Origin of the sequence: Pseudomonas mucoides (assembly GCF_015461845.1) — a bacterium.
GTDB lineage: Bacteria > Pseudomonadota > Gammaproteobacteria > Pseudomonadales > Pseudomonadaceae > Aquipseudomonas > Aquipseudomonas mucoides.
In genome coordinates this window covers 198,214-220,506 of sequence record NZ_JACOPW010000002.1, presented here as the reverse complement: position 1 = coordinate 220,506, position 22,293 = coordinate 198,214, and the positions used below count along the sequence as shown (strand labels likewise).

General features: G+C 58.1%; 16 protein-coding genes. 8 read left to right on the top strand and 8 right to left on the bottom strand.

The genetic code is table 11. The annotated features are described in order from the left end of the window. Nucleotides 1-7 precede the first annotated feature (7 nt). Nucleotides 8-3,202, top strand: a complete 3,195-nt coding sequence (locus H8F22_RS09640; protein ID WP_027923228.1) for an efflux RND transporter permease subunit — start codon at nt 8-10, stop codon at nt 3,200-3,202. Beyond that, nucleotides 3,199-4,620: an efflux transporter outer membrane subunit gene (locus tag H8F22_RS09635; RefSeq protein WP_027923229.1), complete on the top strand. Its 1,422-nt coding sequence runs from the start codon at nt 3,199-3,201 to the stop codon at nt 4,618-4,620. Before H8F22_RS09640 ends, H8F22_RS09635 begins: the two co-directional genes overlap by 4 nt. 116 nt (nt 4,621-4,736) lie before the next feature. Here H8F22_RS09635 and H8F22_RS09630 read toward each other — a convergent pair whose 3' ends face one another. The 3 genes from H8F22_RS09630 to H8F22_RS09620 are packed head-to-tail and all read right to left on the bottom strand — an operon-like array spanning nt 4,737 to nt 8,032. Next, nucleotides 4,737-5,702 carry an HlyD family efflux transporter periplasmic adaptor subunit gene (locus H8F22_RS09630; RefSeq protein WP_027923230.1) on the bottom strand — a complete coding sequence of 322 codons (966 nt, stop codon included), beginning with the start codon at nt 5,700-5,702 and terminating at the stop codon, nt 4,737-4,739. A gap of 4 nt (nt 5,703-5,706) precedes the next feature. Next, the gene (locus H8F22_RS09625) at nt 5,707-5,907 is read right to left on the bottom strand and encodes a DUF1656 domain-containing protein (protein ID WP_027923231.1); all 201 of its coding nucleotides are present in this window, start codon (nt 5,905-5,907) and stop codon (nt 5,707-5,709) included. Next, a complete protein-coding gene (locus tag H8F22_RS09620) occupies nt 5,897-8,032 on the bottom strand; it encodes an FUSC family protein (RefSeq protein ID WP_027923232.1) in 2,136 nt (711 codons plus the stop codon). Before H8F22_RS09620 ends, H8F22_RS09625 begins: the two co-directional genes overlap by 11 nt. A gap of 184 nt (nt 8,033-8,216) precedes the next feature. Between H8F22_RS09620 and H8F22_RS09615 the strand changes: the two genes are divergently transcribed. The 3 genes from H8F22_RS09615 to H8F22_RS09605 all read left to right on the top strand — a co-directional run bounded on the left by H8F22_RS09615 (nt 8,217) and on the right by H8F22_RS09605 (nt 12,671). Further along, the gene (locus H8F22_RS09615) at nt 8,217-9,272 is read left to right on the top strand and encodes a HEAT repeat domain-containing protein (RefSeq protein ID WP_027923233.1); all 1,056 of its coding nucleotides are present in this window, start codon (nt 8,217-8,219) and stop codon (nt 9,270-9,272) included. Between the two features lie 226 nt (nt 9,273-9,498). Further along, nucleotides 9,499-11,001, top strand: coding sequence for an ATPase domain-containing protein (locus H8F22_RS09610; protein WP_027923234.1), 1,503 nt, complete (start codon nt 9,499-9,501; stop codon nt 10,999-11,001). Between the two features lie 14 nt (nt 11,002-11,015). Then, nucleotides 11,016-12,671, top strand: a complete 1,656-nt coding sequence (locus H8F22_RS09605) for an ATP-binding protein (RefSeq protein ID WP_228758775.1) — start codon at nt 11,016-11,018, stop codon at nt 12,669-12,671. Between the two features lie 28 nt (nt 12,672-12,699). Here H8F22_RS09605 and H8F22_RS09600 read toward each other — a convergent pair whose 3' ends face one another. The 5 genes from H8F22_RS09600 to H8F22_RS09580 all read right to left on the bottom strand — a co-directional run bounded on the left by H8F22_RS09600 (nt 12,700) and on the right by H8F22_RS09580 (nt 19,244). Continuing rightward, a complete protein-coding gene (locus H8F22_RS09600) occupies nt 12,700-13,077 on the bottom strand; it encodes a response regulator (protein ID WP_027923236.1) in 378 nt (125 codons plus the stop codon). Between the two features lie 77 nt (nt 13,078-13,154). Then, nucleotides 13,155-14,336 (bottom strand): hybrid sensor histidine kinase/response regulator, encoded by a 1,182-nt coding sequence (locus H8F22_RS09595; protein WP_059182994.1) that lies wholly within the window; start codon nt 14,334-14,336, stop codon nt 13,155-13,157. Beyond that, complete coding sequence (locus H8F22_RS09590; RefSeq protein ID WP_059182995.1) at nt 14,330-14,923, bottom strand: chemotaxis protein CheB; 594 nt, start codon at nt 14,921-14,923, stop codon at nt 14,330-14,332. The genes H8F22_RS09595 and H8F22_RS09590 overlap by 7 nt, the downstream gene beginning before the upstream one ends. Beyond that, the gene (locus H8F22_RS09585) at nt 14,920-15,753 is read right to left on the bottom strand and encodes a CheR family methyltransferase (RefSeq protein ID WP_027923239.1); all 834 of its coding nucleotides are present in this window, start codon (nt 15,751-15,753) and stop codon (nt 14,920-14,922) included. Before H8F22_RS09585 ends, H8F22_RS09590 begins: the two co-directional genes overlap by 4 nt. Next, on the bottom strand, nt 15,753-19,244 hold the full coding sequence (locus tag H8F22_RS09580) for a response regulator (protein WP_194940017.1): 3,492 nt from the start codon (nt 19,242-19,244) through the stop codon (nt 15,753-15,755). The genes H8F22_RS09585 and H8F22_RS09580 overlap by 1 nt, the downstream gene beginning before the upstream one ends. Before the next feature lie 260 nt (nt 19,245-19,504). On the opposite strand from H8F22_RS09580, the gene H8F22_RS09575 reads away from it, so the two are divergent. The 3 genes from H8F22_RS09575 (at nt 19,505) to H8F22_RS09565 (ending at nt 22,233) form a co-directional block, all read left to right on the top strand. Next, nucleotides 19,505-19,864, top strand: a complete 360-nt coding sequence (locus H8F22_RS09575; RefSeq protein ID WP_027923241.1) for a response regulator — start codon at nt 19,505-19,507, stop codon at nt 19,862-19,864. Between the two features lie 62 nt (nt 19,865-19,926). Further along, entirely contained in the window at nt 19,927-21,222 is a 1,296-nt protein-coding gene (locus H8F22_RS09570) for a glycosyltransferase (protein WP_027923242.1), read from the top strand. A gap of 144 nt (nt 21,223-21,366) precedes the next feature. Next, nucleotides 21,367-22,233 carry a PI-PLC domain-containing protein gene (locus tag H8F22_RS09565; RefSeq protein ID WP_027923243.1) on the top strand — a complete coding sequence of 289 codons (867 nt, stop codon included), beginning with the start codon at nt 21,367-21,369 and terminating at the stop codon, nt 22,231-22,233. Nucleotides 22,234-22,293: the final 60 nt, after the last annotated feature.

Here is a 22,293-nt window from a genome sequence, read left to right as displayed (position 1 = left end):
GACTCCGATGAATTTTTCCCAATTCTTCATTTCACGGCCGATCTTCGCAGCGGTGCTCTCGCTGTTGATCCTGATCGCCGGCGCTATCTCGCTGTTCCAGTTGCCAATCAGTGAATACCCGGAGGTGGTGCCGCCGACCGTTGTGGTCCGCGCCAACTTCCCGGGTGCCAACCCTAAAGTCATCGGTGAAACGGTGGCCGCTCCGCTGGAGCAAGCCATCACCGGCGTCGAGAACATGCTGTACATGTCCTCGCAGTCCACCGCTGACGGCAAAATCACCCTGACCATCACCTTCGCGCTGGGCACTGACCTGGACAATGCGCAGGTGCAGGTACAGAACCGGGTCACCCGGACCGAGCCGAAACTTCCAGAAGAAGTGACGCGCATCGGTATCACTGTCGACAAGGCTTCGCCCGACCTGACCATGGTTGTGCACTTGACCTCGCCGGACAAACGCTACGACATGCTTTACCTGTCCAACTATGCCCTGCTCAACATCAAGGATGAGCTGGCGCGTCTGGGCGGGGTCGGTGATGTGCAATTGTTCGGCATGGGCGATTACTCGCTGCGCGTCTGGCTCGATCCGAACAAGACCGCTTCGCGTAACCTGACCGCCACCGATGTGGTGACCGCGATTCGTGAGCAGAACCGTCAAGTGGCCGCCGGTGCACTGGGCGCTCCTCCTGCGCCAAATGCCACGGCTTTCCAGCTGTCGGTCAACACTCAAGGTCGTCTGGTTTCGGAAGAAGAGTTCGAGAACATCATCATTCGCTCCGGCGATAACGGTGAAATCACTCGCCTCAAAGACATTGCCCGCGTTGAACTGGGCTCCAGCCAATACGCCCTGCGCTCGTTGCTGAACAACCAACCGGCGGTGGCGATCCCGATCTTCCAGCGCCCTGGTTCCAATGCGATCGAAATCTCCAACGAAGTGCGCGACAAGATGGCCGAGCTGAAGAAGAACTTCCCGGAAGGCATGGACTTCAGCATCGTCTACGACCCGACGATCTTCGTTCGCGGCTCCATCGAAGCCGTTGTTCACACCCTCTTCGAAGCACTGATTCTCGTTGTGTTGGTGGTGATTCTGTTCCTGCAAACCTGGCGCGCCTCGATCATTCCATTGGTAGCCGTACCGGTGTCGCTGATCGGCACGTTCGCGGTGATGCACTTGTTCGGCTTCTCGTTGAACGCCCTGTCGCTGTTCGGGTTGGTACTGGCGATCGGTATCGTGGTGGACGATGCCATCGTGGTGGTGGAGAACGTGGAGAGGCACATCGAGCTGGGAGAAACGCCCGTAGAAGCCACCAAGAAAGCCATGCGGGAGGTGACCGGGCCGATCATCGCGACGGCGCTGGTGCTGTGTGCGGTATTTATCCCGGCGGCGTTCATTTCCGGACTCACCGGCCAGTTCTACAAACAGTTTGCCCTGACCATTGCCATCTCGACCGTGATCTCGGCGTTCAACTCGCTGACACTGTCCCCTGCCCTGGCCGCCGTGCTGCTCAAGAGCCACAGTGCGCCGAAAGATCGCTTTACCAAAGTGCTTGATAAACTGTTGGGCGGTTGGCTGTTCCGTCCGTTCAACCGGTTCTTCGAACGCGCCAGCCATGGCTATGTCGGCACCGTAGCCCGGGTTATCCGCAGCAGCGGTATTGCCCTGCTGTTGTACGCAGGCCTGATGGTGCTGACCTTCTTCGGTTTCGCCCACACCCCGACCGGCTTCGTACCCGGCCAGGACAAACAATACCTGGTGGCCTTCGCGCAACTGCCGGACGCTTCGAGCCTGGACCGTACCGAAGACGTGATCAAACGCATGTCCGACCTGGCCCTGAAACAGCCTGGCGTGGAAAGCGCAGTGGCCTTCCCCGGCCTGTCGATCAACGGCTTCACCAACAGTCCTAACGCCGGCATCGTGTTCGTGACCTTGAAGCCGTTCGACGAGCGTAAAGACCCGAGCATGTCCGCCGGTGCCATTGCCGGTGCCTTGAACGGCCAGTTCGCCGGGATTCAAGAAGCCTACATGGCGATCTTCCCGCCGCCGCCAGTACAGGGTCTGGGCACCATCGGTGGTTTCCGCCTGCAGATCGAAGACAAGGGCAACCTCGGCTACGACGAGCTGTACAAAGAAACCATGAACATCATCAACAAAAGCCACAACGTGCCGGAACTGGCCGCCCTGTTCACCAGCTACACCGTGAACGTGCCGCAGGTCGATGCCGCCATCGACCGGGAAAAAGCCAAGACTCATGGCGTGGCCGTCAGTGACATCTTCGACACCCTGCAGATCTACCTGGGTTCGCTGTATGCCAACGACTTCAACCGCTTTGGTCGTACCTACCAGGTCAACGTTCAGGCTGAACAACAATTCCGTCTTGAACCGGACCAGATCGGTCAGCTGAAAGTGCGCAACAACAAAGGCGAAATGATCCCGCTGGCGACCTTCATCAAGGTCAGCGACACCTCGGGGCCGGACCGCGTGATGCACTACAACGGCTTCATCACCGCTGAAATCAACGGCGCCGCCGCCCCGGGCTACAGTTCTGGCCAGGCCGAAAAAGCCATCGAGAAACTGCTCAAGGATGAACTGCCGAACGGCATGACCTACGAATGGACCGACCTGACCTACCAGCAGATTCTGTCCGGCAACACCGCCCTGTTCGTCTTCCCGCTCTGCGTTCTGCTGGCGTTCCTGGTACTCGCGGCTCAGTACGAAAGCTGGAGCCTGCCAATGGCTGTGATCCTGATCGTACCGATGACCTTGCTGTCGGCCATCACCGGTGTGATTGCTTCGGGTGGAGACAACAACATCTTCACCCAGATCGGCTTGATCGTACTGGTGGGGCTTGCGTGTAAGAACGCGATCCTGATCGTCGAGTTTGCCAAGGACAAACAGCAGGACGAAGGCCTCAACCCGCTCGCTGCGGTGCTGGAAGCTTGCCGCTTGCGTCTGCGGCCGATCCTGATGACGTCCTTCGCGTTCATCATGGGTGTCGTGCCTCTGGTGTTCTCCAGCGGTGCCGGTGCCGAAATGCGTCACGCCATGGGTGTGGCGGTGTTCTCCGGGATGCTCGGGGTGACCTTCTTCGGTCTGTTGCTGACGCCGGTGTTCTACGTATTGATTCGCAACTTTGTGGAGCGCGGTGAAAAGCGCAAGGCGGCCAAGGCGCTGAATCTTCAAAAGCAACTGGAGTCGCAACAATGAGCTTGAAAGCCTTTCTTCCGAGCCTGCTGGTACTGGCCCTGAGTGCCTGTGCCGTCGGCCCGGACTACAAGACCCCTGCGACTGAACCGGCGCATATCACCACGGCTACCGATGGCGCTGCCGGCCAGAAAAACTTCGACCGCTCGCACTTCGAAGGCATCTGGTGGCAGCAGTTCGAGGACCCGACCCTTAATCAGTTGGTGACTCAATCGCTGCAAGGCAACCGTGATTTGCGCGTGGCCTTCGCCCGCTGGAAAGCGGCCCGGGCGATTCGCGATGACATCAGCAACGACGCCATGCCGACCATCACCAGCCGGGCCAGCAGTGAACTGGGCAAAGGGCAAATCCCTGGCCAGACCACCAAACGGGTCAACAGCGAACGCTACGACCTGGGCCTGGACATGGCGTGGGAGATCGACCTGTTTGGCCGTATCCAGCGCAACCTGGAATCGGCCAACGCCGAACAACAAGCCATCGAGGCCGATCTGTACCAACTGCAAGTCACCATGATTGCCGAACTGGTGGATTCCTACGGTCAATTGCGGGGTGCACAACTGCGCGAAAAGATCGCTTTGGCGAACCTGGAGAACCAACAGGAGTCACGCAAGATCACCATCAGCCTGCGTGATGCCGGCGTCGGTGATCAGTTGGACGTGGAGCGCGCCGATGCACGTTTGGCGTCCGTCGAAGCCAGCGTGCCGCAATTGCAGGCCGAACAGGTTCGGCAAAAAAACCGTATCGCCACCTTGCTGGGTGAGCGCCCGGACAAGCTGACGGTCGACCTGAGTCCCAAGAGCCTGCCGGCCATCGCCAAAGCGCTGCCGATTGGCGATCCGGGTCAACTGCTGCAACGTCGTCCGGACATCCTTAGCGCCGAGCGCAAACTGGCGTCTGCCACCGCCCGTATCGGCGTGGCCACGGCTGATTTGTTCCCACAGGTCAGCCTCAGCGGCTTCCTTGGTTTTACGGCAGGACGCGGTTCGCAAATTGGGTCCTCGGCAGCCAACGCCTGGGCACTGGGCCCAAGCATCACCTGGGCCGCGTTTGACCTGGGCAGTGTAAAAGCCCGTATTCGCGGTGCGGATGCGGATGCCGAAGGCGCGCTGGCCAGTTATGAGCAGCAAGTGCTGTTGGCACTGGAAGAGTCGGAAAACGCGTTCAGTGATTACGGCAAGCGTCAGCAACGCTTGATCTCTCTGATTCGTCAGAGCGAGTCGAGTCGAGCCGCCGCCGACCTCGCCGAAATTCGCTATCGCGAAGGCACGGCGGACTTCCTCGTCCTGCTGGACGCGCAACGCGAGCGACTGGCAGCGGAAGACACCCAGGCATCGGCCGAAACCGAACTGTATAGCGGCATTGTCGCGATTTACAAAGCCCTTGGCGGTGGCTGGCAACCGGAGACCGTCGCCAGCAAGTAAGTTGTTAAAGCGCTCCTTTGGTTGGCCGCAACCGACCATTTTTTTAGCCCCGCGTCTCATTCGGTCGCGGGGCTTTTTTTTGTCTGCTGATTCTTGAATCCACTCCTACAGGGGGGTTAGCGGTGATCTTGGGGGGTGCGGTTTTCGAGGACGGTTACGGTGGCAGTTGTGCCGGCGCGCAGGAGGTTTTTGCCGGCATAGTCATCATCAATCTTTATCCGAACCGGCACCCGTTGCGCCAGTTTGACCCAGGTGTAGCTGGGGTTGATGTTGGCCAGCAAGCGTCCGCCCGGCAGGTTTTCCCGGTCGGCGATGGCGAAAGCGATGCTTTGCACGGTGCCGCCAAAGGTTTCGCCGCTCATCAATTCGATGTCGACCCGGTCACCCTCTGCGATTCGCGGCAACTTGGTCTCTTCGAAGTAACCGCTGACATAAAACGAATCGCTGTCCACCAGTGCCAATAACGGGCCGCCAGCGGTGGCGTAGTCGCCTTGACGGGTCAGCAGGTTGGTGACAAAACCGGTGACCGGCGATTCAACGCGAGTGCGTTGCAAGTCCAGTTCGGACTGGGTCAATGCTGCGATGGCCAGTTGCACGTTAGCCTGAGCCAACACCAGGATGGCCTGGTTACGCAGCAGATCGGCCTGAGCCACAGCCACTTCCGTGCTGGCTTTTTCCCACTCTTCACCAGAGACGGCCGAGCGTTCCTTCAACGTACGCCGGCGTTGCTCCTCGCTCTGCCGCTGTTTGAGCAGTGCTTCGCTGGCAACGATCGCCGCCTGTGACTGCCCCAGTGAAGCTTTCGCCACTTCCACCGAGCGTTTGGAACGTTCCACGGCCAGGATGTAGCGAGCCGGATCGATTTCCAGCAGCAGCTGGCCTTTTTCAACATGCTGGTTGTCTTGTACACCCAGTTTGACGATGCGCCCCGAGACATCGGCAGACAACGTCACCACGTCAGCGCGAACCCGTGCATCCCGTGTCCAGGGAGCTCGGGTGTAATGCTCCCAGGCAAACCAGCCAAGAATGAAGGCCAACAGCACAACGACCAGTGTGGCGAGTCGGGGAAGAAATTTCTTCAAGGCATCAGGCTCCCATTACCAGAATCAACGTCGCGCACACGCAGGCATACAACGCGCCCTCGAATAAAGCTTCATGCCAGACGAAACGCAGCACACCGAGGCGGCGTAACACCCAGTCCAGCGCCAGAAAAATCGGCAGCGCCAATAACAGCGCTTGGGCGATGGGCGGCAAGTACACGCCACCCAGTTCAAAATCAATGGGCAAGGGCCGGCACTCCTGTTGCAACTACCGGTTGAAAGTATTCGCGATATCGCCGCACGAACGACTCCACGATCAGCAGCGCCACGCGCATTCGGAACACCGACCACAAGTGCTCGTGGACCATCAGGTGCAAATCGTCCAATTCGTCGCCCAGTACGCGCAATTCCCCAAGCAGCCGATCGGGGTCTGTCCCGGACCGCCCGGCCACCCATCTTGCGCAATCGCGGACCGCAGCCGACAACCGCTGCTGTTGCTCCGAACTCAACAAGGTATTGCCCTGCCCCTGTTGCCTGAGCTGGTTCAACGCAACGCCCAGGGCCATGCACCCGAGGCTGACCTGAAATAACTCGTCGGACTGCTTATCGCTGGTCGCCGGCAACAACCCCAGCATCATGGTCAGTCGATCGACCATGCGGCTTTCGAAGGCAAATTGTTGTGCATCGGTGGCCGGCGTCTTCATCAAGGCGTAGACCTGCTCCGCGTTTTCCTTGAACAGCCGGCGAATCCGCAGAACAGGCCTGAACGGGAAGATCAAGGCGAAGACACTCAATGCCAGGACCGTTGCGCTGACATAGGCTCCGGCAAACTCGAACCACTGAATCGCACTGTTCTGGCCGATCCCGACGTTTTGTGGACCTAACAACAGAAAGGTCGACAGACCAAAGCCGATGCCTGTCCCGGTGGTTGCCGGCGTGGAGAGACCCACCGCGACCGCATACAGCAATGGCGCCAACAACAAGGCCATTAGCTCGAAATTACTGATCATGGGCACCAGCATGAATTGATAAAGCGCCGACACAATCAACGCCAGGAATAGCCCCCTTGCATAGCTCTGCGCCGCCAGCAGCGGTCTGGGGAAGGTTGCCATCAGCGAACAAAGAATCCCGACCAGCACCATGCCGCCCCGCGCTCCGTCCCAGCCGGTCTCGATCCAGATCAGTCCGGCCACCAGCAATGCAATAAAGGCTCGAATGGCGTTCATCCCCGCCAGGGTGAAATCCAGATGCAGCGGATTCGCCTGTCCCCGGTAGACGCAACTGGCCTGGCGTTCCTCCTGAATGGCGTCACTCAGTTCCAGAATCTGTTCCAGTTGCTGTAACAACCGAGCCTGTTCCCAGCGCAGGGCCCACGCCAGCGATCGCAATGTGGCCGGCATTGTTTCGGTCAGTTGTTCTGCCTTGTACGCCTGATCGTCGAAACGCTGCTGCAATGCCGAAAAATGATGACGCGCATCGGCCGATAGCGAGCGGCCCTTTTGGGCCAGCTCATCGAGAAACGCCAATTCTTCGGCGCGTAAATGCTGTATTTCCAAGGGCAACTCCCCCTCCCAGCGCTCGGTCAGCAGCTCACGCTGGTGGCGCAGCGCCGTCAGCCGGGACGTCAGTAAAACCAATTGGTTTCCCAGCAGTTGCACCAGCTCATCGGCGCTGCGTAATCGTGGGGCATCGTAATAAAGGTGCCGGCGCAATCCTTCCAGAACGCTGATTTCGCCTAACAGCTGCATTTGCCTGCGATGAAAATCGGCTTCGCTTTCTTCGGTTCGAATGACCGCCGCGGCGTGAGTCGCCAACAACTTGATCACCTGATCAATCTTGGCGAAGTAGCTCCGGGCCACGGTCTCGGGTCGTGCGGTCAGGAGGCTGACGACGCAGACACACGCCACCGCCAGCAGCGTCTCGGTCAAGCGCGTCACCGCCAAAAGGAAGGTGCCGTCCTGATCAGGCACGGCCAACAGCGCCACCACCACCGCCGTGTAACCACTGAGCACAAAGGCTTGGGAACTGGTGTAGCGCAATAAGGTGCCACCAGCGGTGCACAGTGCCAGCCACAGTGCCAGGGTAATGATGAAAGGCAACGGCGCCTGGGGGAAGATCGCCATGATCACGACTGCCGCGACAGCGCCCAAGGTGGTGCCGATGACCTGCCCGAGACTGCGGGCCAGCGCCATGCCGCCCAATGGCTGGCTGACGATGACCACCGCCATGATCGACCATTTGGGCTGATCGAGGTCGAACAGGAACGCTAGGTACAGGGTTAGTAGCCCGGCTGCGATGGTTCTCAAGGCAAAAAGCAGCACACCGGGCCCGGGGTTGAGGATTGCCTTGAAGTATTGAAGCAGCGGTTGCATGGGAGCACCCTTCGATTCACCTTCAGCAAGCGTAGTCACTGCTTCAAGGCCTCGACAGGTTTCGATGTCGACGCAAGCTGTAGGCAAAATCCTCGACATTGAGCCCCCTCAGGGTTTGACTCACAGCCCCAGCTGACCGAAGCTGACGGCCTTTGCACAAGCTTGCCAGCTCCCGGATTCCTGCATGCCCCAGTCCCGCCGCTACTTGCTCATCAGTCTCTGTGTGCTGTTTGCCATTGTTATGGCCTGGTTGTTCCTGCGCAGCACAACGCCTGAGGTGCCCGAAGCGATCAAGCGCGGTTACAGCGAAGCGTTGACCCAGGCCCGTTCCGGTCAGCCGGGTGCCGCACGGGTGTTATATCAGCAACTGGGGCGACCTGATCTGTCGCCCAAGCGGCGTATCTGGTTGCTCGCCGAACTCCCCAACTACCCAAGCCCGCAGGCCTTGAAACTGGCGGATGCGGACCTGCAGCATCCGGATGAAAACGTACGGATCGCCGCCATAAAGAGCATCAGCGGCCTGGTGTCTGCCGGCCAACGCAGCTTGTTGATCGGCCCATTGCTCGATGACAGCGTAGAAAGCGTGCGATTTGCCGCCGTCAATGCACTGTTGGGACTGTCACCGGATGACCTGGGGTTATATTTCGCGCCACTGGAGCAAGCCATCGATGCCTGGGAACTGGCCCTTAACAGTCAGCCACCCAGCGCGCAAAACCAATATCAATTGGCGCGCCTGCACCTGCACAACGCCGAATTGAAAGAGGCACAAGAAGCGCTGGATCGCACATTACAGCTGGACCCCGGCAATCTGCCGGCGCTGGTAATGCAGATCGATGTGCTCGACCGCCAGGGCCAAAGCGATGCCGCACGCCAATTGCTGGCGAAACAGCTCAAAACGCAGCCCGACTCGGCCTACCTGCAACATGCCCTGGGGCTCTGGCTGCTGAATCACGGGCAAAGTGAGTTTGCCGTGCTCGGCCTTTCCAAAGCTGTGGAGCTGGAGCCCGACAACAAGGATTATCGCTATGACCTGGCGACCACCTTGCACCTTGAGCAGGAGCTGGAAGCCGCGCAGAAGCAGTTGCAAGAGATCGTCCAGCGCCACCCGGCCGACCGTAAGGCGCGTGTGCTGCTGATCAATTACTGGAAAGAAAGCGGACAGTTGCAGAACGTGCAGATCCTGTTGGCTCAGCTGGAGCAGCTCAACCCGGATGACCCCGCGTTGCAGCAAGGCTTGTAACAGCCCCCTCTGTAGCAGCTGCCGAAGGCTGCGTCCGGGTGCGTAGCGCCCGCCCGGCATCCGATAACGAGTGCTACGCACTCGAACGCAGCCTTCGGCAGCTGCCACAGGTCAGTTCTGCAAAAAGGTTGAACCGTCGTCACGGCCAAAGGTCAAGAGAAAAGGCAGTCCAAACAGGCACCTCAAGCCTGCTGCCTCGCTTCCCCTGGTCATGAGAGGGTTTTTCTTGTCTACATCAACCGAGCTGTTCAGTGCAAAAGCCGCCACCGGCATCGAAGGTCTGGATGACATCCTGGCCGGAGGCTTGTCTCGTGGACATGTATTTTTGCTGGAGGGCGAACCCGGTACCGGCAAAACCACCGTTGCTTTGCATTTCCTGTTGGCCGGCGCCCGAGCCGGCGAACGCTCGTTGTACATCACCTTGTCAGAAACCGAGCGTGAGCTGCGTCAAGGCGCCCTGTCCCATGGCTGGGAGCTGGATGAGAACATCCACATCTTCGAACTGACCCCGCCGGAAAGCCTGCTCAACGCCGAGCACCAGCAGAGTCTGCTGTACTCCTCGGACCTTGAACTGGGTGAAGCCACCAAGCAGATTTTCGAAGTGGTCGAGCGGGTCAAACCGACGCGCGTGGTGCTCGACAGCCTGTCCGAAATCCGCCTGTTGGCCCAGAGTTCACTGCGCTATCGGCGGCAGATTCTGGCGATCAAACACTACTTTGTGCGTTACGACGCTACCGTGTTGTTGCTGGATGACCTGACCACCGAATCCCTCGATAAAACCGTACACAGCGTCGCGCATGGCGTGATTCGACTCGAAGAACTCACACCCAACTATGGCGCCGAACGCCGCCGCATCCGCGTGGTGAAGTACCGCGGCCAGAAGTATCGCGGCGGCTATCACGACTTCACCATCATGGGCGACGGTGTGCACGTATTCCCGCGCCTGGTCGCGGCCGAACACCGAGGTGGCTACATCCGCCAACAGTTGACCAGCGGCATCAAAGAAATGGACGCCCTGCTCGGCGGCGGTATCGAGACCGGTTCCAGCACGCTGATTCTGGGGCCGGCCGGTACCGGCAAATCGCTGATCTCGATGATCTTCGCCGCTGCTGCCGTGGCGCGTGGCGAAAAAGCCGCGCTGTTCATTTTCGATGAAGAGCTGGGGTTACTGTTCGAGCGCATGAAAAACATGGGCATCGACCTGCAGGCCCTGCAAGACACCGGCAACCTGCTGATCGAACAAGTCGACGCCGCCGAACTGTCTCCCGGCGAGTTCTCCCACCGGGTGCGCCGCTGTGTCGATGAACGTCAAATCAAAACCGTGGTGATCGACAGCATCAATGGTTATCAGGCCGCGATGCCTGAGGAAAATGCGCTGGTACTGCACATGCACGAGTTGCTGCTGTACCTCAATCGCCGAGGCGCTGCGACGTTCATGACCGTCGCCCAACATGGGCTGGTCGGTGACATGCAAGCGCCGGTCGACATCACGTACCTGGCTGACACGGTAATCCTGTTGCGCTACTTCGAAGCCCTGGGCAAGGTTCGCCGGGCGATCTCGATCATCAAGAAACGCACCGGCAGCCACGAATCGACCATTCGCGAATACCGCATCGGCAGCCGGGGCATGACCATCGGTGAACCTTTGGATGCGTTCCAGGGCGTATTGCGCGGCGTACCGACCTATCTGGGCGCCAGCCAACCGCTGCTCCAGGACGATGTCCGGTGAGTATTGTCGAGGCGATGTCCGAGCGCGCAATCATTCTCGCGCCACTGGGACGTGACAGCCAGATTGCGCTGATGATGCTCAACGAGGCGGGATTCGAAGGCATTGTGACCCGGGATCTGGTGGCGCTGTGCGGGGAGTTGGTCAAAGGTGCCGGCCTGCTGCTGATTTCTTCGGAAGCCCTGATAGGGTGTGATCTTGACCCTCTGCGGTTGCTGATCGATCAGCAACCGGCCTGGTCCGATCTGCCGATTGTATTACTGACGCACCACGGTGGCCCGGAGCAGAACCCTGCGTCACGACTCGGCCCGCAATTAGGCAACGTCACCTTTCTTGAGCGCCCTTTTCATCCGGTGACCTTGATCAGCCTCGTCACCACCGCGTTGCGCGGTCGTCGACGACAGTATGAAGCCAGGGACCGGTTGATCGATCTGAGCCAAAGTGAACTGCGCCTGCAAAACACCCTCGAAACCCTCGAACAACAAGTCGAGGAACGCACTGCACAGTTGCGCCACAACGAAGAAGCCCTCAGACAATCCCAGAAGATGGAAGCGGTCGGCCAGCTTACCGGCGGCATTGCCCATGACTTCAATAACATGCTGACCGGCATCATCGGCAGCCTTGAGTTGTTGCGTCGGCGCCTCGCCAGAGGACGCACCGAGGACCTCGACGGGTTGATCGACCTGGGCGTGACCTCTGCCAACCGCGCCGCAGGCCTGACTCATCGGCTGCTGGCATTCTCGCGCCGTCAATCACTGGACTCCAAACCCGTGGAAATGAACACCCTCGTGGTGTCCATGGGCGAACTGCTGCAACGCAGCATCAATGAAAGTATTCATCTGGACATGCAGTTGAGCGATGACTTATGGGTGGCCGAGGCCGATCCCAATCAACTCGAGAGCGCCCTGCTCAACCTCGTGCTCAACGCCCGCGATGCCATGCCCGAAGGCGGCACGCTAGTGGTCAATACGTCCAATCAAAAGCTCGATTCGGGATTCGTTGCGGCCCACGGTAATCTGTTGCCCGGTGATTACGTGGTGCTGCGCGTGACCGACACGGGCTGTGGCATGCCCGAAAGCACGATCAGTCGTGCCTTTGACCCGTTCTTCACGACCAAGCCAATTGGTCAGGGCACCGGGTTGGGGTTGTCGATGATTTACGGGTTCAGCAAGCAGTCGAACGGTCACGTCACCATCCACAGCGAAGTGGGTCACGGCACATCAGTGAGTGTGTTTTTGCCGCGTTACAGCGGCGGGGACCAGGCCGAGGAAAACCTGATGGACATCCAGCAGGCGCCTTATGCTCAGGACGGTGAAACCGTGTTGATTGTCGAAGACGACCCGGCGGTTCGCGTGCTGGTCAGTGCCGTGTTGAGTGAGTTGGGTTATGCCTTCGTGGAGGCCGGTGATGCCGACAGTGCGGTGCCGATCCTAGATTCAGCGCAACGGATTGATCTGTTGATCAGCGATGTCGGGCTGCCGGGCATGAACGGCCGGCAACTGGCGGAAATTGGTCGGCAGTATCGGCCTGACCTGAAAGTACTGTTCATCACCGGTTATGCCGAACACGCGGCCGTGCGGGGTGGGTTTCTGGACCCCGGCATGCAGATGATCACCAAACCCTTCACCTTTGACCTGCTGACGGCCAAGGTGCGGGAGATGATCCGTATCTGATGCGCCCCGAGGGCCTATGGCAAAGAGCTCAGGACAGCATTCGCTGCATGAGCTCTTGCAGTTCATTCAGGTCGAATGGCTTGGCCAGGATCGGCGCGGTCTTGGTGATCGGGCTGTCTGTCTCGCGGATTTCCTGCGGATAACCGCTGATAAAAATCACTTTGAGTTCCGGTCGCAGTTTCACTGCAGGCTCGGCGATCTGCACGCCGGAAATCCCGCCGGGCAGACGAAAGTCGGTGATCATCATGTCCAGGTGTGGCTTGCTCGCCAGAATTTCAAAGGCCTGCTCGCCATTTTCGGCTTGCAGCACCCGGTAACCTTCACCCGACAAGTACGCGGACAGTACCATCAGAATCGAGGGGTCATCCTCGACGACAAGTACTACATCTTGTGCATCTTCACTCATGGGAAGCCTTTGTTCGGTCAATAGCTGCTGATACGACCGTGGGGTCGCTCAGAGGTTGCGTTTATCTGGCTCATTTCCTAAAGCGGCAGACAAACGCGAAATAGAGCGCCTTCGTTGATTTTGCTCTCGACGGCGATGGAACCGCCATGGGCGGCGATAATCTGCTCGGAAATAAACAGTCCAAGACCCAGCCCCGCGACCACGGTCTTGGCGGAAACACGCTCGAACTGTTGAAAAATACGCTTCTGGTTTTCTTCACTGATGCCGATCCCTTGATCCTGCACCTCGACCCGCGCCTGACCGTCCTGTACGTACACCCGCACATCAATCTGGCTTTTGCCACCATAACGCAAGGCGTTGGTGAGCAGATTTGAAATCACTTGCTCGATGCGAAATTCATCCCAGTGGCCGACCACTGGCTGCTCGGCAGTAAAGCGCGTGGAACACTCGGCGGCCTCGACTTGCGGCTTGAAGTTATCCAACAGATTGCCGACCAATTGCACCAGGTCGAACTTTGTGGGACGGATCGACAGCTTGCCGGTGCGAATGCGCGACACATCCAGCATATCTTCGATCAGGCGGATCAGGCTTTTGATCTGCCGCTCGTCACGGTCGACCATGGCGTGCATCTTGTCCAGGGTGAACGCCGAGGCGTTATCCCGGGCCAGGTGCATCTTGCGCAACTGGGTTTCAAGAATAAGGCCGTTGAGTGGCGTGCGCACTTCGTGGGCGACAATCGACATGAAGTCATCGCGCATGCGCACTGCTTGCTCCAGCTCCAGTTGAGTGCTCTGCAATTGTTTGAGCAACGCTTCCTGCTCACGACGGCTCTGCTCCAGCGCTTCAACCTGCTGTTTCATCGCTTTGCTTTGGCGGTACAGGTCGACGAACACATTGACCTTGCTCTTGACCGCGTGAATGTCCAACGGCTTGTGCAAGAAATCCACTGCACCGCTTTCGTAGCCTTTGAACGCGTAGTTCAACTCCCGGCCGGCGGCGCTGACGAACACAATCGGGATGTTTTTGGTTTTTTCCGTGCCGCGCATCAATTCAGCCAGCTCGAAGCCGTTCATGCCGGGCATCTGTACATCGAGAATCGCCATGGCGAATTCGTGCTGCAACAGCAGCGACAAGGCTTCGTCGGCGGACAAGGCCTTGTAGACCATGCGGTCTTCGCGCTTGATCAGCGCTTCGAGCGCCAGCAGGTTCTCCGGCAGATCGTCGACGATCAGCAGTTTGGCTTGGATGTTACTTAGCATGCTATTCGTTCCAGCTCGACAAGCAGACGGCCGATGCCGCCGATAGGGAGAATATGGTCCGGCTCATGAATATCCAGCGCCGCCTGGGGCATGGTTGCGACCTGGGCTTCATTCGGGTCTTGCACGATGGTCATTCCACCGCGACTTTTGACGTGGGACAAACCACGAGCACCGTCACGGTTGGCCCCGGTCAACAACACCGCGGCCAGTGCTGAACCGTAGGTGTCGCCAGCGGACTCGAACAGGTAATCGATGGCGGGTCGCGAATGGTGGACGCGCTCTTCCAGGCTCAACGAGAAACTGCGGTCATGTTCCACCGACAGGTGATAACCGGGCGTGGCGAAATACAACGTCCCGGCTTCAATCCGGGTTTTATCGCTCGCTTCCCGAACAGGCATCGAAACCCGGCGCGCAAATACTTCAGCCAACAGGCTGCGGCGCTCTTCAGGCAGGTGCAACACAACAATGATCGGCAGTGCGAAGCCTTCGCGCAGCGGGCTGAGAATAGTCAGCAACGCCTCTACGCCGCCGGCCGAAGCGCCGATCACGATGGCTTCAATAGAAGGAACAGCTGCAGCGTTGTTCATGATTTGCGGTAGATCCGTTCTTGTTTGACCAGCGGCTCGAACTGGTTGCCGAAGGCCGAAAAATCCGGGGTTTCCTTACTGCCCAACACCAGGAACCCGCGATGACACAGCGACTCATGAAACAATCCGAACGCACGATCCTGAAGTTTTTTATTAAAATAAATCAATACGTTACGACACGAAATTAATTGAGTCTCGGAAAAGACACTGTCCGTCGCCAGACTGTGGTCGGCGAAGGTCACGTTCTCGCACAGGCTCTTGTCGAAAATGGCGTAGCCATAGGCCGCCGTGTAGTAATCGGCGAACGAGCACTGGCCACCGGCCTGCTGGTAATTAGCAGTGTAGGCCCGGACATTCTCCATGGAGAAAATCCCTTGCCGGGCCTTGTCCAGCGAGTGTGGGTTGATGTCGGTGGCATAAATGATGGCGCGTTCCAGCAAGCCTTCTTCACGCAGCAGAATCGCCATCGAATAGACTTCTTCACCGGTACTGCACCCGGCAATCCAGATTTTGATCGAAGGATAGGTCTTGAGCAGCGGCACCACTTCCTTGCGGATCGCGAGGAAGTGCGAAGGGTCGCGGAACATCTCGCTGACCGGGATCGTCAGCAGTTGCAGCAACTGCATGAACGCCGTCGGGTCGTGCAGGACCTTTTCCTGCAAGGCCGAGATGGTGTTGCACTCGAACTGAACCAGCGCATGATTCACCCGACGCTTGATCGAAGCGCCGGAGTAGTCGCGAAAGTCGTAGCTGTACTTGAGGTAAATCGCCTCGATCAACAAGCGCAATTCGATGTCGCTGTTTCGCTCCACTGAATAAATGCCTTCCACTAAATGCGTTCCATCTTCGGTAACCACACGCGAATCAGCGAGAACAGACGATCCAGGTCGATAGGCTTGGCCAGGTAATCATTGGAGCCGGCCTGCAGGCAGCGCTCCTGATCGTCCTTCATGGCCTTGGCCGTCACCGCAATGATCGGCAGCTTGCGCCAGCGCGGGTCCTTGCGGATCTCGATAGTGGCTTCGAAGCCATCCATCTCCGGCATCATCACGTCCATCAACACCAGATCGATGTCCTCGACTTCATTCAACCTTTCAATCGCTTCACGACCGTTTCGGCCAATGACCACGACTGCGCCCTTTTGCTCCAGCGCACTGGTGAGGGCGAAGATGTTGCGTACATCGTCGTCCACCAGCAGCACCTTGCGACCCTCGAAGACCTTGTCGCGGCTGCGCGCGGTCTTGAGCATCCTCTGCCGTTCATGGGACAACTTCGATTCGACTTTGTGCAGAAAGAGTGTGACCTCGTCCAGCAAACGCTCAGGCGAGCGGGCGCCTTTGATGATGATCGAGCGCGAATACTTGCGCAGTTCGGTCTCTTCATCGCGGGTCAGGTTGCGCCCGGTGTAGACAATCACCGGCGGGAACGAGCAGATGTCTTCCGTGGACATGCGCTTGAGCAAGTCGTTACCGAGCATGTCCGGCAATTTCAAGTCGATGATCATGCAATCGAAAATCGTCGTGCGCAGCAGGTCCAGCGCGTCCTGAGCCAGGCCTACCGCCGTGATTTCGATGTCCTCGTCACCGATCAGCCGGGCAATGCTGTCGCGCTGCAGATCATCGTCTTCCACCAGCAACACGCGCTTGACCTTCTGGGTCAGCTTGGCTTCGAGGCGGGCGAACACATCCTTGAGTTCTTCGCGAGTCGTCGGCTTGACCGCGTAACCGATGGCGCCCATGTGCATGGCGGCCTCGACCCGGTCTTCAACGGATATCACGTGAACCGGAATGTGCCGGGTTTCGGCGTGTTCTTTCAGGCGCTGCAACACGGTCAGCCCGGAATGATCGGGCAGGCGCATGTCCAGCAGAATGGCGTCGGGAATGAACTCCTTGGCCAGGTCATACCCTTCGTCGGCCCCGTGAGCAACCAGGCACTGATAGCCCAGTTCGTGCGCGAGGTCGAAAAGAATGTTCGCAAAGTTCGGCTCATCCTCCACGATCAGAATGCACCGTGTCTTGAACGGCGCCTGGCCGCGGTCGTCGTTGAAACGAGGAATATCAACCGGGGCAACCAGTGGAGCCAACTCCGCCGGTGCCGCGCGGGGGGTGATTGCGACGGGTGAAGCCTGCATCGGCTCGACAGGCTCGTCGCCCGGCTCGACGTATTGCTGAGGCAACACCAGCGTGAACACACTGCCCTGCCCCGGCTCACTGCTGACGCTGATCGAACCACCAAGCAACGCCGCCAGGTCCCGGGAAATCGACAAGCCCAGGCCGGTGCCGCCATAGCGGCGATTAGTGGTGCCATCCGCCTGACGGAACGCTTCGAAAATGCTGTCCTGCTGGTCTTCGGCGATACCGATGCCCGAGTCGCGGATGATGAAGGCCACGCCCTCATTCGGTTGCGAGGCCACGGTAACGCTGACCGAACCCTTCTCGGTGAATTTCACCGCGTTCGACAGCAGGTTTTTGATCACCTGTTCCAGACGCTGGCGGTCGGTGAAAAGCATCTTCGGCGCACCGGGTTGCAGTTCAACGTGAAACGCGAGGTGCTTGTCAGCCGCCATCGGCTCGAACATCCCGCGCAAGCCGTCAACCAGACGCTCGACGCTGACGTTTTCCGGACGCATCTCCAGCTTGCCGGCCTCGACTTTGGAAATATCGAGAATGTCGTTGATCAGGTTGAGCAAGTCATTACCGGCGGAATAAATCGACTCGGCGAATTTCACCTGTTCAGCGCTGAGATTTTCCTGAGGGTTTTCGGCGAGCAATTTGGCCAGGATCAACGAACTGTTCAGCGGCGTGCGCAGTTCGTGGGACATGTTGGCGAGGAACTCGGACTTGTACTTGCTGGAGCGCTGCAGCTCCAGGGCGCGGTCCTCAAGCTGCACCTGGGCCAGGTTGAGCTCGGTGTTCTTCTGATCCATGGCATCGCGCTGGTCTGCGAGGATCTGCGCCTGCTCGGCGAGCTGCTCGTTGGTCTGCTCGAGTTCCACCTGCTGGGTTTCCAGGTGCGCCTGGGACTCCTTGAGAATCCGCGACTGTTCTTCGAGTTCTTCGTTGGCGGTCTTGAGCTCTTCTTGCTGCACTTGCAGCGCTTCGTTGAGCTGCTGGGTTTCGGCCAACACCTCCTGCAAACGCTGGCGATAGCGTGCAGCTTCGATGGAGGTGCCGATGTTGCCGGCAATCAACTCCAGCAACTCGATGTCACGATCAGACAACGGACGCAGGAAGCCCAGCTCGATCACACCGTTGACCCGGTCGTCGTCACTGGTCGGCACTACGAGCACGCTGTGCGGCAGGCCTTCGCCCAGGCCGGAACTGACCTTGAAGTAATTGCTCGGCACATCATCCAGACGAATCAGGCGGGCCTGGTTCGCGACCTGGCCGACGATGCCTTCATCGCTGTAGATCTGCTGATTTCGCTCTTCCTGCTCGCGAGAGAAACCGTAGGAAGCAATACGCTTAAGGCCACCGTGGTCTTCGCGAACATAAATGGCGGCGACGGCGGTGCCCAGGTACTGCGCGCAAAACTGCAGAATGTTGCGACCCAACAGATTGAGGCTCAGTTGCCCCAATACTTGTTCGGCCAGCTCGGTCTGGCCGTTACGCAGCCAGGCTTGTTGCTCCAGGCGCAAGGCGCTGGATTGCTGCGCCGCGAGGTTGGCACTGTAGATTTGCGAGAGATTGAGCAGGTCGCGTCGACCAATGAAGGCGAGCATGGCGCTGACACCGGCGACGAACAGCAGGTACAGGCCGATGCTCCAGAGCGTGGTACGGCGCACTTCGTCGCTGCGCGTGGCGCGCAGCTGCTGCTCCATGTCGACCACGTCTTCGAACTGCTTGCGGATTTCATCGGTCAGGCGCTTACCGCGCCCGGCCTTGACCGCACCGCGATAATCGCCGCTGTTACGCTGCAAATCGATCATCGATTGCGCGTAGCTCGCCCACTCGCTCTGCAACGCTTGCAGACGACGCAAGCGATCGGTTTGCGCCGGGTTGTCGGCGGTCAGTTCAAGCAAGGTATCAAGGGCCACCGCTATTCTCGGCTTGGCCGTTTCGTAGGGGTCAAGAAAGTGCTCGTCACCGGTCAGCAGGTAACCGCGCATGCCGGTTTCCAGGTCGATGGTCAACTTGGCCGCTTCATTGGCGTTATTAATCACCCGGTCGGTGTGCTCGACCCATTGGATTACCGACAACAGATAAGTGATCAGCGAAACAAAAAATACCGCGCTGATGACACCGACGCCCAATGGCAGGCTGACGTTGCGGCTCAGGAGTTTGCGGAATCGTTGCTCATCAACCGAAGACGCAGTGGTCATGGGGAGGCCTTGTCGAACTGTTCAAAAGCACGGAGTTTGCCCCAAAAGAAGCACGTTGATCCAATTTTCTGCCTTGTATCAGGGTAAATCCCGCATTTAGCTGCGCGAGCGCGAAGGGAGCGGTTATCCTTGCCATCTTGTACAGCTGTTCTTTTTTGCACAACGCTGGGAACTTGTCGGGATCCGCCACTTACTCATGCAAGAGCCCGGTGATTTCAATCGACCGGCCCCCCTGAATTCAATCTTTGCGAGTAACCATTATGTCCACCGACGCCTCCATCATTTTAGTAGTCGAAGACGATGCCATTGTGCGCATGCTGATCGTTGACGTGCTGGAGGAGCTGGAGTTCAACGTCCTTGAAGCGGATGGCAGCGAACAGGCGCTGAAGTTTCTCGAGGATAATAAAAAGGTCATCAACCTGATGATGACCGACGTCGGCCTGCCCGTGATGGACGGCCGAGAATTGGCCACCCAGGCGCGAATGCTGCGCCCTGAGTTACCCATCCTGTTTGCCAGCGGCTATGCCGAAAGCATTGAGGTGCCTGACGGCATGCAGGTGATCGGCAAACCGTTCTCGATTGATCAGTTGCGGGACAAGGTCAAGTCCATGCTCGCCTGACTTCTCAGTTCTGCTTCTCAGTACTGCCCCTCCCTATTACCCGCACCAAGGAATACCCGTTAATGAGTCAGCCCCGCGCAACCAAAGTTCTGGTTATTGGTTACGTTTGGCCCGAGCCCCGCTCTTCAGCGGCCAGCGGGCATGTCATGCAACTCCTCGATACGTTCTTGCAGCAAGGCTGGGACATCACTTTCAGCAGCCCGGCCGGCACCGGTGAACACCGGGCGGACCTGACGGCGCTGGGTATTCGTGAAGTCGCCATCGAGTTGAACAACAGCAGCTTTGACGCGTTCATCACCGAGCTGGCGCCGGATATCGTGCTGTTCGATCAGTTCATGATGGAAGAACAGTTTGGCTGGCGCGTTGAAAAGCACTGCCCCGACGCGTTGCGTGTGCTTGAGACGTCGGATTTGCAAAGTCTGCGTCATGCCCGGCATCAACGACTCAAAGACCGATTGAAAGACCGTGATGACGCCAACGACTTCAGCGAGTTGTTTGCCCCGGCATTGCGCGAAGAGTTCGAGTTGATGGCGGATACGGACCTGGCCAAACGCGAAATTGCCGCGCTGTATCGTTGCGACGTGAACCTGATGATTTCCGAGGTGGAAATCGAGTTGCTGGTCGAGCAATTCAAGTTGCCGCGCAACCTGTTGCACTGGTGCCCCCTGATGGTCGATCCGCCCAGTGCGCCACCGTTGCCGTTTGCAGACCGGGCACATTTTTTGAGTATCGGTAACTTTCGCCATGCGCCGAACTGGGATGCGGTGCTCTGGATGAAAACGGCCATCTGGCCATTGATCCGCGAACAATTGCCCAAGGCGCAGTTGCATATCTACGGCGCTTACACACCGCCCAAGGCCACGGCCCTGCACAACCCGGCGCAGGGCTTTCATGTAATGAACTGGGCTGAAGATGCCTTGCAAGTCATGTCGGCGGCACGGGTGTGTCTGGCACCGCTGCGTTTCGGTGCAGGTATCAAAGGCAAGATCGTCGACGCGATGTTGTGTGGCACGCCTACGGTCACAACGCCCATCGGCGCCGAAGCGATGCAGGGCGAACATCTCTGGCCCGGCGCAGTGACCCAGACAGCTCAGGCGTTCGCCGATAGCGCGGTTCGACTGTACAAGGATGAGACACTTTGGATAGAAGCCCAATCCCTGGGGCGGACGTTGTTGGCCGATCGCTATCAACCGTCTGTACATGGTCCAGCATTGATCGATAAATTGTTGTACTGCCAGCAACATCTGTCGCAACTTAGAAGTGATAACTTTACAGGCAGCATGTTGCGTCACCACCACCATAAAAGTACGCAGTATATGGCCCAATGGATTGAAGCAAAAAACAGAACTCCGCTATAACACTTTAACAATAAACATTTTGCATCAGCCGTATTATTGACCCCGCCCGGCATCCCCCTTCTTAATACCAAGCCGAACGTGCAAACTTTCAGTCACGTTCGGCACAGTCTTTTTATTTAATCTTTCAATGCAGGGATGCACCCCATGAATTACGCTGTTCAAAATAATGACGCGCTCAACAACTGGATGTCCGCCCATCCGGCAATTGATACATTGTCGCTCACTGAATTAACACTGCCGGGCACTCACAACGCTGGCAGCGACTGGAAAGCGTCCTGGCCATTTATTCCGGGTGCTCACTGGCTGGCCTGCCAGCATCAATCCTTTTCCGCGCAACTGAACCATGGGGCGCGAGCACTCGACATTCGTCTGATGTACGACGCGGGTGCACCCGATCCAGGGAAATTTCGCATTCACCACAATGGCTACCGCAATAACCGTACCTTGGGGAACCTTGTCACCGATGTGCAACACTTTCTTCGGGAGAACCCCGATGAGTTCATCATTCTGGACTTCCATGATTTGAAGGGGGACCCGTTTGATTACGCTTACTTCAATAATATGATCAAGCTATTTCTCGGCCATTGCCTGATCCCCAGAAAAAACCAATCCCTGAGTCTGCATCAACTCAAAAAAATCAGCCCCCTACAAAGGGTGTTGGTCGCAGCCCCATGGCATCCCGCACTTGATGAAAATTTGTTTATCCGGCAAATCGAACACCAATGGTCCGGCAGTGGCATCACCAACGCCAAGGAGTTGGAGAAACACATTGCTGACGTGTTGAAAAACCCGCCAGGAACGTGGGCACCCTGGTCGCTTTCCGCCACCAGCTACAGCGCGCTCGGCGGCCCGGTAGATATACACGAAAAACTTGATTCCTGGTTTGATCCAAAGACCAGTAATTGGGCCGAGAAGTGCAACATTATCAATGTCGACTTCATTGAAGAATCCCAACTGGTTTCTTATTGCAAAACCGTCAACCTGAAAAAAGCCGGCTGGCGCAATGCTTAGTTGCCGCGCCACTAAATCGCTATTTTTGTGCAAGTGTTTCTGTGACTGGCAATGCTGGCA

Coding starts and splice junctions, on each gene's coding strand:
- H8F22_RS09640 (WP_027923228.1), top strand. CDS start 8: ATGAATTTTTCCCAATTCTTCATTTCACGGCCGATCTTCGCAGCGGTG.
- H8F22_RS09635 (WP_027923229.1), top strand. CDS start 3,199: ATGAGCTTGAAAGCCTTTCTTCCGAGCCTGCTGGTACTGGCCCTGAGT.
- H8F22_RS09620 (WP_027923232.1), bottom strand. CDS start 8,032: ATGCAACCGCTGCTTCAATACTTCAAGGCAATCCTCAACCCCGGGCCC.
- H8F22_RS09615 (WP_027923233.1), top strand. CDS start 8,217: ATGCCCCAGTCCCGCCGCTACTTGCTCATCAGTCTCTGTGTGCTGTTT.
- H8F22_RS09605 (WP_228758775.1), top strand. CDS start 11,016: ATGTCCGAGCGCGCAATCATTCTCGCGCCACTGGGACGTGACAGCCAG.
- H8F22_RS09600 (WP_027923236.1), bottom strand. CDS start 13,077: ATGAGTGAAGATGCACAAGATGTAGTACTTGTCGTCGAGGATGACCCC.
- H8F22_RS09595 (WP_059182994.1), bottom strand. CDS start 14,336: ATGCTAAGTAACATCCAAGCCAAACTGCTGATCGTCGACGATCTGCCG.
- H8F22_RS09590 (WP_059182995.1), bottom strand. CDS start 14,923: ATGAACAACGCTGCAGCTGTTCCTTCTATTGAAGCCATCGTGATCGGC.
- H8F22_RS09580 (WP_194940017.1), bottom strand. CDS start 19,244: ATGACCACTGCGTCTTCGGTTGATGAGCAACGATTCCGCAAACTCCTG.
- H8F22_RS09575 (WP_027923241.1), top strand. CDS start 19,505: ATGTCCACCGACGCCTCCATCATTTTAGTAGTCGAAGACGATGCCATT.
- H8F22_RS09570 (WP_027923242.1), top strand. CDS start 19,927: ATGAGTCAGCCCCGCGCAACCAAAGTTCTGGTTATTGGTTACGTTTGG.
- H8F22_RS09565 (WP_027923243.1), top strand. CDS start 21,367: ATGAATTACGCTGTTCAAAATAATGACGCGCTCAACAACTGGATGTCC.